At 40.4% G+C, this 10,679-nt stretch carries 10 protein-coding genes and 1 tRNA gene; 10 read left to right on the forward strand and 1 reads right to left on the reverse strand.

Annotated elements, in window-relative coordinates:
* The 7 genes from ACSZOX_RS15685 (at position 1) to ACSZOX_RS15715 (ending at position 6,635) form a co-directional block, all read left to right on the forward strand.
* Positions 1–516, forward strand: a complete 516-nt coding sequence (locus ACSZOX_RS15685) for a DUF2480 family protein (protein WP_437921017.1) — start codon at positions 1–3, stop codon at positions 514–516.
* A 31-nt stretch (positions 517–547) separates the two neighbouring features.
* Positions 548–1,339, forward strand: coding sequence for a DUF3108 domain-containing protein (locus ACSZOX_RS15690; protein ID WP_437921018.1), 792 nt, complete (start codon positions 548–550; stop codon positions 1,337–1,339).
* Between the two features lie 6 nt (positions 1,340–1,345).
* Positions 1,346–1,909, forward strand: coding sequence for a DUF3109 family protein (locus ACSZOX_RS15695; protein WP_437921019.1), 564 nt, complete (start codon positions 1,346–1,348; stop codon positions 1,907–1,909).
* Between the two features lie 63 nt (positions 1,910–1,972).
* On the forward strand, positions 1,973–2,944 hold the full coding sequence (locus ACSZOX_RS15700) for a polyprenyl synthetase family protein (RefSeq protein WP_437921020.1): 972 nt from the start codon (positions 1,973–1,975) through the stop codon (positions 2,942–2,944).
* A gap of 7 nt (positions 2,945–2,951) precedes the next feature.
* Positions 2,952–4,004 (forward strand): TerC/Alx family metal homeostasis membrane protein, encoded by a 1,053-nt coding sequence (locus tag ACSZOX_RS15705; protein ID WP_437921021.1) that lies wholly within the window; start codon positions 2,952–2,954, stop codon positions 4,002–4,004.
* A 104-nt stretch (positions 4,005–4,108) separates the two neighbouring features.
* The gene (locus ACSZOX_RS15710; protein WP_437921022.1) at positions 4,109–5,293 is read left to right on the forward strand and encodes an aminopeptidase C; all 1,185 of its coding nucleotides are present in this window, start codon (positions 4,109–4,111) and stop codon (positions 5,291–5,293) included.
* Positions 5,294–5,396: 103 nt separating this feature from the next.
* Positions 5,397–6,635 (forward strand): thioredoxin fold domain-containing protein, encoded by a 1,239-nt coding sequence (locus ACSZOX_RS15715; protein WP_437921023.1) that lies wholly within the window; start codon positions 5,397–5,399, stop codon positions 6,633–6,635.
* A gap of 101 nt (positions 6,636–6,736) precedes the next feature.
* On the opposite strand, the gene ACSZOX_RS15720 is transcribed toward ACSZOX_RS15715, so the two are convergent.
* Positions 6,737–8,884, reverse strand: a complete 2,148-nt coding sequence (locus ACSZOX_RS15720; RefSeq protein WP_437921024.1) for a prolyl oligopeptidase family serine peptidase — start codon at positions 8,882–8,884, stop codon at positions 6,737–6,739.
* Positions 8,885–9,047: 163 nt separating this feature from the next.
* On the opposite strand from ACSZOX_RS15720, the gene ACSZOX_RS15725 reads away from it, so the two are divergent.
* The 3 genes from ACSZOX_RS15725 to ACSZOX_RS15735 all read left to right on the forward strand — a co-directional run bounded on the left by ACSZOX_RS15725 (position 9,048) and on the right by ACSZOX_RS15735 (position 10,673).
* On the forward strand, positions 9,048–9,377 hold the full coding sequence (locus tag ACSZOX_RS15725; RefSeq protein ID WP_437921025.1) for a DMT family transporter: 330 nt from the start codon (positions 9,048–9,050) through the stop codon (positions 9,375–9,377).
* 75 nt (positions 9,378–9,452) lie between these two features.
* The gene (gene prfA / locus ACSZOX_RS15730; protein ID WP_437921026.1) at positions 9,453–10,526 is read left to right on the forward strand and encodes a peptide chain release factor 1; all 1,074 of its coding nucleotides are present in this window, start codon (positions 9,453–9,455) and stop codon (positions 10,524–10,526) included.
* 73 nt (positions 10,527–10,599) lie between these two features.
* Positions 10,600–10,673: transfer RNA gene (locus ACSZOX_RS15735), tRNA-Asp, on the forward strand.
* The last annotated feature ends 6 nt before the right edge of the window (positions 10,674–10,679 follow it).

Consider the following 10,679-nt stretch of genomic DNA (forward strand, 5'->3'; position numbering starts at 1 on the left):
ATGGAAATTCAAGAAAATATTGTCAATAAAGTTGCGCAAAGCGGATTGGTTACGGTAGACCTTGCACAGCATGCACCGAAGAAAGATATCGTAATTTATGATGTAAAAGACAATCTCTTCCACGGACTTATTTTGAAAGAAAAAGATTTCCGTGAGTTTCTTAAAGCACATGATTGGACACAATACACGGATAAACATATCGGTATAATTTGTTCTACCGATGCTATTGTTCCTACCTGGGCCTATATGTTATTAGCAAATAAATTGGAACCTTATGCATTATCTGTACATTTTGGGGATAGAGATACAGTATTAACGAATTTATTTGCACAAGCAATCGATACTATAGACTTCTCGACCTACCAAGATCAACGTATCGTCGTAAAAGGCTGTGGCGATATATTTATTCCCGAATCGGCCTTTGTAAAGTTTACAGTTGCACTTAGTAAAGTTGCAAAAAGTATTATGTATGGAGAACCCTGCTCTACGGTTCCTGTATTTAAACGTAAAAGTTAAACTATTGGCGCCCAATCCTGTCAGTTATTATATGAGAAATTTATACGTTGTAATCGCCTTTTTCTTAGGAAGCATAAGCTTCGCCTTGGGGCAAAATCTTGCCTATTTACCAGAGCCGACCTATAAGGAAGGAGAAAAACTTACCTACAAGTTGCGCTATGGTGTTATCTCTGCCGCAACAGGTACGCTGAAGGTAGAAAAATCCAAACTTCGCTTCAGCAATCCTAACGCCTTTCACTTGTCGGCATTTGGACAGACATCAGGTGCCTTTTCGGTATTCTATACCGTAAAAAACCAGTACGATTCTTACATTGATGGAGATACCTATTTGCCCTATCTCTATACCGAGGATATACACGAAGGAAGCTATACCCGAAGGGAATATGCCACTTTTGATCATATAAACAAAAAGGTTTCGGGTAGAAAAGGAACCTTCAAAAGTAAAACCGGTCAATTTTTCGACTTACTATCCGCCTATTATTTCTCGAGAAATCTCGACCTATCTTCTGTAAAAAAAGGTGAAACATTCAAAATCACCTACTTTTTGAATGACGAAGTAGCGCAACTTGGCGTAAAGTATATCGGTATAGAGAAGATCAAGACTTCATTGGGAACTTTGGAATGTCTGAAATTTAGCCCTGAAATATCGCCCGGTCGTATTTTCAAAAAAGATAGTCAATTATTCCTATGGGTGACGAACGATGGAAACCGTATCCCAGTCAAGGCTCAAGTAGAAATTTTAATAGGTTCTGTAACGATGGAACTGACACAAGCAAGTGGCTTGAAACATAAATTAGGAGAACGCGTAAGTTACTCAAAATAGAAGAAGATGATAGAAGTAGGCCAAGTTTTGGTACATGAAGATATTATTAAAAATGACTTCGTTTGCAATTTAACAAAATGCAAGGGTATATGTTGTGTTGAAGGCGATGCCGGCGCTCCTTTGTTGCAAGAGGAAACCGATATCCTTCGCGAAATCTATCCGAAGGTGAAGCCCTATATGACAGCAAAAGGTATTGAGGCTATAGAAGAGCAAGGGACGCACGTTGTGGATATGGATGGTGATCTTACCACCACCTGTGTAGACGGCAACAAAGAATGTGCTTATGTTACCTGGGAGAATGGTATCACCAAATGTGCGATCGAAAAGGCCTACGAACTCGGTGAAGTGGACTGGAAAAAACCGGTTTCCTGTCACCTGTACCCTATACGAACAACCCATTACCCCGCGTTTGAGGTGCTCCATTATGACCGTTGGCACATCTGCCACGATGCCTGCACATTTGGCAAGGACCTGGGCGTTCCCGTCTATAAATTCTTGAAAGATCCGCTCATTCGTGTTTATGGTGAAGAATGGTATAACGAATTGGAATTAGCTGTCGACGCTTTATAATCTATTTCTTATATTTATTGCAGTTTTAACCGCTTTATTGGTAGGGTTAAATAGCCTTTTTTCATGCTAAAATTAAAAGATATACAAACTCCGATAGCGAAAGAACTTGAACTGTTTGAGGGTAGATTTAAAGAATCGATGCGCAGTCCTGTTCCGCTATTAAACCGGATAACACAATACATCATTAAGCAAAAAGGAAAGCAAATGCGTCCCATGTTTGTATTTCTTTCCGCAGGTCTATGTGGCCCTATTAACGATTCGACGTATAGAGGAGCTTCTCTCGTCGAATTATTACATACGGCCTCCCTCGTACACGACGATGTGGTTGATAATGCCAATGAAAGAAGAGGTTTCTTTTCCGTCAACGCATTATGGAAAAATAAAGTAGCTGTGCTTATTGGAGACTTCCTTTTAGCAAAAGGATTGCTACTCTCGGTACGTAATGACGAACATCGCCTTTTAAAAATCGTGTCAGAAGCCGTAGAACAGATGAGCGAAGGCGAGCTGCTTCAAATCGAAAAGGCTAGAAAATTAGACATTGAAGAGCATATCTATTTTGAGATCATCCGCAAAAAGACGGCATCCTTGATTGCATCCTGTTGCGCTTGTGGTGCCGCGTCAACAGGCATCGAAGAGGAACAGATACAGTTGTTACAGACATTTGGGGAAAAAGTCGGAATTGCCTTCCAAATCAAAGATGATCTGTTTGATTTCGGCCTAGATGATGTCGGTAAGCCCGTGGGGAATGACATCAAAGAAAAAAAGATGACCCTCCCACTTATTTACGCTTTAAAAAATACAACAAAGGCCGAAAAACGTCGAATTATTAACCTGGTACGTAACCATAGTGAGAACAAAGAAAAGGTAGCGGAGGTGATCCAGTTCGTCCGTAGTAGTGGAGGAATGGATTATGCGACGGAAAAAATGAAGCAATACCAACAGGAGGCTTTTGACATTTTAAATAATTTTCCAAACAACAAGTACCGACAGGCGTTAGAACAATTAGTTAGATTTACAACAGAAAGAAATAAATAAAGCAGATATGAGTCACGAGTTGTTATTTTTTGGAGGATTCATCCTTTTCATTATCCTGATGCTTGCGATTGATTTAGGACTATTTTCAAAAAGCGATAAGCCTATTTCTCTAAAATCAGCCGCTATCATGAGTGCGATCTGGGTATTATTTGCCTTAGCCTTTGGATTGGTACTTTACATTTGGGGAAATGAATTGCACAATGTGCATGATATCGCCATGCTTAAAGAAGTTATTGCCAAGCATTACCACAACATTACGATCAACGAAGGGGACTTGGCTGCGAGTATTAAAATCTACAATAAAAACCTAACCATTGAATACCTCACAGGCTATGTGGTAGAGTACGCCTTATCGGTTGACAATATTTTTGTGATGGTTTTACTCTTTTCTTCTTTCGGTATTCCAGAGAAATATTATCATAAAGTATTGGTATGGGGAATTATTGGAGCGGTCCTGTTAAGATGTATTTTCATCTTTATCGGTGCAGCACTGATCGCGAAATTTGGTTGGATACTCTATCTTTTTGGCGCGTTTCTAGTTTATACAGGTATAAACATGTATATCAACAGAAACAAAGAGGAAGAAGTAGACCCACAAAACCATCCAGTTGTCAAATTTGCGTCCAAATATTTCAAAGTAACACCAAGGTTGGATAGCGGGAAATTCTTTCATATAGAGAATGGCGTAAAATACATGACGCCACTATTCTTGGTATTGTTAGTGATTGAATTTACAGACCTAATTTTCGCTGTAGATTCTATTCCTGCTATATTTTCCATCACCAAGGATCCTTACATCGTATTCTTTTCTAATATTTTTGCCGTATTAGGTTTACGTTCTATGTTTTTCCTATTGGTGAATATTATTCATAAATTCCATTACCTGAAGGTTGGCTTAGCATTCCTATTGGTATTCATTGGAGCGAAAATGCTACTGCATGGCTGGTTAGAACAAATCGGTTTTCAAACAGTACATTCGTTGATTATCATTATTTCTATATTGGTCATCAGCGTAATAGCCTCGCTGCTATTCCCCAAAAAAGAAGATTTATCACATTAATACAGAAAAGGCTCCTTCGGGAGCCTTTTCTGTGATATCATTTTTACAATGAAATTAAGGCCAGAAGGCTATAAAACTTTAAATTCGTAAAATTTTAACACACAATGAACTGGAACAAATCTATACTTCTGGCTGCGGCCTTGTTTGCGGCTTCCGCACAAGTGAACGCACAGGACAATCTTATTAATGCGTTAAAAAATAACGTCAGTGACAATAGCAAAGAGGGCTTTAAATTCACCGAAATTATCAACTTAGGCAATACCTCGATCAAAAATCAGGGCAGATCCGGCACTTGCTGGTCTTATTCTGGAAATTCATTCTTGGAATCTGAAATGATCAGAATGGGAAAACAGCCCATAGAAATCTCCCAAATATTCACAGCAAGAAATACCTATATCGAGAAAGCCAAAAACTTTGTTCGTCTACATGGCGATCAAGCACAAGGCGATGGAGGACAATTGCACGACGTATTGACCATTTTCAGACAATACGGTGCAGTACCTCGCGAGGCCTACACAGGCCTTCCTGACGGACAGAATTTAAATAACTTCTCCGAAATGGGTCCTTTATTACAAGGTATAACTGAAACTGTAGCAAAACAAGACAAGCCAAGCAAGTATTGGTTAAATGCCTTCAGTGCAGCGATGGACTCCTACCTAGGAAAAGCACCTGAATCTTTCCAATACAAAGGAAAAACGTTTACGCCAAGAACATTCGCTGATGAAGTGATTGGGCTCAATCCGGATGACTACGTAGGAATTACATCGTTCGAAGATCATGCATATTACAAACCCTTCGTCCTTTTGATCCCTGACAACTGGTCGTTCGAACGTTTCCAAAATGTACAGATCAACGATCTGACAGACATCATAGACAATGCACTGCAAAATGGTTATACTGTCGCATGGGCTACCGATGTCTCTGAAAAAAGTTTCAGCTGGAAAAATGGTGTTGCTTATGTTCCTGAAAAATCGTTCGAGACGATGACAAAAGAAGAACAAGAAACCATGTTTAATGGGCCGAAAAATGAACCAAAAATAACAGCTGCACAACGTCAGGAAGCTTTCGACAACTACAGCACAACGGACGATCATGGTATGCATATTGTCGGTCTTGTGAAAGATCAAAATGGGAAAGAATACTATATTGTCAAAAACTCATGGGGTGAATCCAATGATTATAAAGGTTACATGTATGCAACAAAAGAATATGTTCGTTACAAAACCATTTCTATCCTATTGCATAAAAAAGCATTGACCAAAAATATGCAATCAAAATTAGGCGTCTAAAGCTGATTTCAGCAAAACATAAAAAATCCCAAGAAATACACTTGGGATTTTTTATGTTTTTTTGTATTTTAATCGTTATATAAACGAAATTAACATACAACTTATGAAACAATTTCTCTTCACGCTGCTTATGATCCCATTTCTGGCCTTTGCACAGGATAAGGGAATAACATTCGAACACCACAGCACCTGGGATAAAATTAAAGCAAAAGCCAAGGCTGAAAACAAGTATATCTTTGTAGACTGTTTTACCACTTGGTGCGGGCCTTGTAAATACATGTCGTCTACTATATTCCCACAAGAAGAGGTCGGCAATTTCTTTAACGCCAACTTTGTGAACCTCAAACTACAAATGGACGAAACAAAAGACGATAATGATGAGGTTAAATCTTGGTATAATGAAGCGAAACGCTTTGCAATAGACTATGCGGTACGTGCTTATCCTACCTTCCTCATTTTTAATCCACAAGGCGAGTTAGTACATCGGATTATCGGCGGTGGCGAAGCAAATGTTTTCATCGCTAAAGCGAAAGAAGGATTAAATCCGGAAACACAATATGTGACGCTAGTGAAAAAATTTGAACAAGAGCCAAGTAATGCAGCGGTGGCAAAAAATATGGCAAAAGCAGCCCTATCAGCTTACGACCAAGAAACTGCACAACGCGCCATAGCCAAATACATGACGCTGGTTGGCCCTGACAGCTTGTTAACCACGGATAATATCCAGTTTTTATTACAAGGTGCTACTTCTAGCTCCTCGCCTGCTTTCCTATTCATTAAAAACAACAAAGAGAAAGTTGATGTGCTGTTAACAAATAAAGGAGTAGGTGCCAACGAGATTCTCTCCAATGTCTTGAACAATGAGTTTGTCATTCCTAAAATCAGAAGCAATCAAAAAGATATAGACTTTGTCGCCATCAAAAATCAAATTGAGAAGGAGCATCCTGGCATTGATATGACCACAGCATTAGCGCGTTCAAAGAGTCAATATTATCTGGTGCAAAAAAACTGGCCTGCATTTAAAGATGCTGTAAACGAATTTGTCAATTCGAAGAGCAAAAATATTTCTCCGGCTATACTCAATGATTTTGCCTGGGCTGTATTCGAAAATTGTGATGACGCATCTTGCTTACAAGCTGCATTAAACTGGAGCAAAACATCCTTGGAAAATAATAACAATCCGGCATTTATAGACACCTATGCTAATTTATTGTACAAATCGGGCGATAAGGAAAATGCCATTAAATGGCAGGAGAAGGCTGTAGAAAGGGCCCTAGAGAGTGAAAAAGGCGCTTATACGGCGACATTAGATAAGATGAAGAGAGGAGAGCAAACCTGGTAGATATCGCTGTATCAGCAGAAATGCGTTCTAAATAACGCTGTGAATATCTAAAAAGGCCATTGTGAATGACAATGGCCTTTTTTTTAATAAGTATTACCAGATTAAGGCTTCTCCTTATAGCCTATTTTCATGTTCTGGAACATAAAGGCCCATTTATCGGTCTGCTCGGCAATAACCATCGCCGTCGATTTCCCTGCACCATGCCCTGCTTTTGTATCTATACGAATAAGGACCGGGTTATCCCCTTTATTGTATTCCTGCAGCCGCGCAGCAAATTTAAAAGAATGTGCGGGAACAACACGATCATCATGATCTGCTGTAGTAACCATCGTCGCTGGATAATTCGTACCCACCTTTAAAGCATGGTAAGGCGAATAGCTGTAAAGGTAATCGAACATCTCCTTACTATCATCCGCTGTGCCGTAATCAAAGGCCCATCCGGCACCGGCCGTGAATTGATGGTAACGTAACATATCCAATACGCCTACCGCAGGAAATGCTACTTTGAATAGATCAGGCCGTTGTGTCATACATGCACCGACCAACAGACCACCATTGGATCCTCCGGCTATTGCAAGCTTCTCCGAAGAGGTATATTTCTCCTGAATCAGATACTCCGCAGCAGCTATAAAATCATCAAAAACATTTTGCTTCTTTGTCTTAGTTCCATTAAGATGCCAATTCTCACCATACTCACCGCCACCTCTCAAATTAGCCACAGCATATACCCCTCCCTGTTCCAATAAAATCACGGTACTTGTTGAAAACGAGGGTGTCAAGCTCACATTAAATCCACCATACCCATACAACACTGTCGGATTCGTTCCATCCATTACGATACCTTTTTTGAAGGTGATAATCATAGGAATGCTTGTACCATCCTTCGATGTATAGAACACTTGCTTGGATTCATACTTGGAAGGATCAAATTGAATGGCAGAGGTCTTATACAAGCTTGATTTGCCTGAAGCAATATCATATTTATAGATGGTTCCAGGATTTACGTAATTTGTAAATGAATAGTATAAATCCTTATCACCGAGCTTTGCACCAAAACCAGCTGCGGACCCTACACCTGGCAGTTCTACTTCACGCTCCAATGTTCCTGTACGATCATACTGCTTCACGAGTGACGTAGCATCTTTCAAATAGTTTGCGAAGATCTTCCCCCCTCCTGTAGACGGCGATAACACCTGGTCCGTCTCCTTAATCAGATCTTTCCAATTCGCGACCTGCGGGTGATGGAAATCCACTGTAATCACACGTCCGTTGGGCGCATTCAACTCGGTATAAATAAACAACTTCGTACCGTCGTTATCGATAATGTTATGATTCTTCTCCATATTATCGACCACAGGAACAAAATCTCCATTTGCCTGCGAAAGATCACGAATATACAATTCGTTGCCTGAGGTGGTATTTGCTGCCGAAACGATCAAAAAACGTTCGTCTTCGGTGAGCGTTGCACCAATATAACGCCGAGGCTTGCTGGGTCCTCCAAAGACCAACTGATCTTCCGATTGCGCCGTATTCAACCGATGAAAAAATAGTTTATGCTGATCCGTCATCGCGGATAACGCCGATCCCGCTTTCGGCTTATCATAACTGCTATAATAAATACCTTCATTTCCTTTCCATGCTAGTCCCGAAAATTTAACGTCCACGAGTGTATCGCCTATAATCGTCTTATCGGCTGCATTTAGAATAACAACCTTCCGCCAATCTGATCCACCTTCTGAAATTTGGTAGGCAACCCGAGATCCGTCCTTACTGAACGATATACCGGCAAGAGAGGTCGTACCATCTTCGGAGAACTTGTTCGGATCCAAAAACACCTCTTCTTTTCCATCATCACCTTTTTTACGGTAAAGCACATATTGATTTTGGAGACCATCATTTTTATAGAAATAGGTATATTCCCCCTCTTTAAAAGGGGCTGTTTCTTTTTCAAAGTTCCAAACCTCTTCCAACCTGTGACGAATAGCTTCACGAAAAGGAATTTGACTTAAGTAATTCTGGGTAACATCATTCTCTGCGGCAACCCATTGTTTTGTTTTTGTAGAGAGATCGTCCTCTAACCAACGGTAAGGATCATCAACGACAGTTCCGAAATACGCATCATTATGATCAATTTTTTCTGTTTTTGGATACGGTTTTAATACCATGTTTGTATTGGATTCAATGATTTTTTCTTGCTGACAGCCTGTAAAACCTACAGCCAGCAACATAATGCCCAAATTTCTGTTCATAATTTGATTATTTATAAAAGAATCTGTTGACTAGTCCCTAGGCAAGTTACAAAAACCATCGCGAAACAGCAATTGCTAGCACTAGATCCCACATTTCATTTTTTAGCATTTGTAAAAAGAATTCGCAGCAAGAAAGCCGACCTTTGTATCAAAAGAGACAACTATGAATTGGATTATTTTAATTATTGCAGGACTATTTGAAGTTGGTTTTACCTCCTGCCTCGGAAAAGCAAAGGGAACAACAGGGACAGAAATGTATTGGTGGTATGGTGGCTTTGGCATCTGTTTACTTCTCAGTATGGGTTTATTGATGAAAGCGACGCAGAGCCTTCCCTTAGGGACAGCCTATGCCGTATGGACTGGAATTGGCGCCGTGGGAACCGTGCTTATGGGAATTGTCATTTTTAAAGAGCCTGCTGATTTCTGGCGCATATTTTTCATCTTCACGTTAATTGCCTCAATCGTAGGTCTCAAAGCGGTATCCTCTCATTAATAACAAAAAAATCCGTACTTTTGTGGCATTAAACAGCCGAAACACAGTTCCGCTGTTTAACAGCTAGAATATATTATGTTAGAGAAATTACAAGCCATAAAAGAACGATGGGAAGAGGTTGAAGCCGAACTGAGCAACCCGGAAACCATCAATGATATGAAACGTTTTGCCAAACTCAATAAAGAGTATAAAGACTTGAGCAAAATCGTAGAACAGTACCATATCTATAAAAACATTGTCAGCAATATCGAGACAAATAAGGACATCCTTATTAACGAAAAAGATCAAGAATTGCGGGAGATGGCAAAAGAGGAACAAGACGTACTGTGGGTACAGAAAGAAGAAAAAGAAGAGGAAATCCGTTTAATGCTTATCCCGAAAGATCCAGAAGATGGCAAGAACGCTATTCTTGAAATTCGTGGTGGATCGGGTGGTGACGAAGCGGCTCTTTTCGCAGGCGATCTTTACCGGATGTATACACGTTATTTTGAAACAAAGGGCTGGCGCAATGAAGTAATGGACGTTACCGAAGGAACCTCTGGCGGATACAAAGAGGTGATCTTAAAGGTGATTGGAGAAGATGTATATGGCCAGTTGAAATACGAATCAGGCGTACATCGTGTACAACGCGTCCCTGACACCGAGACGCAAGGTCGTGTACACACTTCTGCTGCTTCGGTAGCTGTATTACCAGAGGCGGAAGATGTAGATGTTGAAATAAATCCTGGCGACATCGAAATGCAAACGTCACGCTCTGGTGGTGCCGGTGGGCAGAACGTCAATAAGGTAGAAACGAAAGTTCAATTGACCCACAAACCATCGGGAATTGTTGTCGTATGTCAAGTAGAACGTTCTCAGTTGGCCAACCGCGAATTGGCAATGGAGATGCTTCGCAACAAATTATATGAACTCGAAGTACAAAAAAAACACGGTGATATTGCGGCAAAACGGAAAACAATGGTATCTACAGGAGACCGTTCTGCCAAAGTACGTACCTATAATTATCCACAAGGTCGCGTTACCGAACATCGTATCGGATTAACAATGTATAACCTTCCGGCAGTAATGGACGGTGATATTCAAGGCATTATCGATGCATTACAATTTGCAGAGAATGCTGAAAAAATGAAAGATGGTGCTGTAGAATAGTTTTTTTCAAAAAAGTTTAGGGGATTTAGAAATAAACACTATATTTGCACACCTTATCGGAAGAAGGGGTTTAGGTCTGGTAGTTCAGCTGGTTAGAATACATGCCTGTCACGCATGGGGTCGCGGGTTCGAGTCCCGTCCAGACCGCTAAGA

The organism is Sphingobacterium sp. LRF_L2 (assembly GCF_965644235.1).
GTDB lineage: Bacteria > Bacteroidota > Bacteroidia > Sphingobacteriales > Sphingobacteriaceae > Sphingobacterium.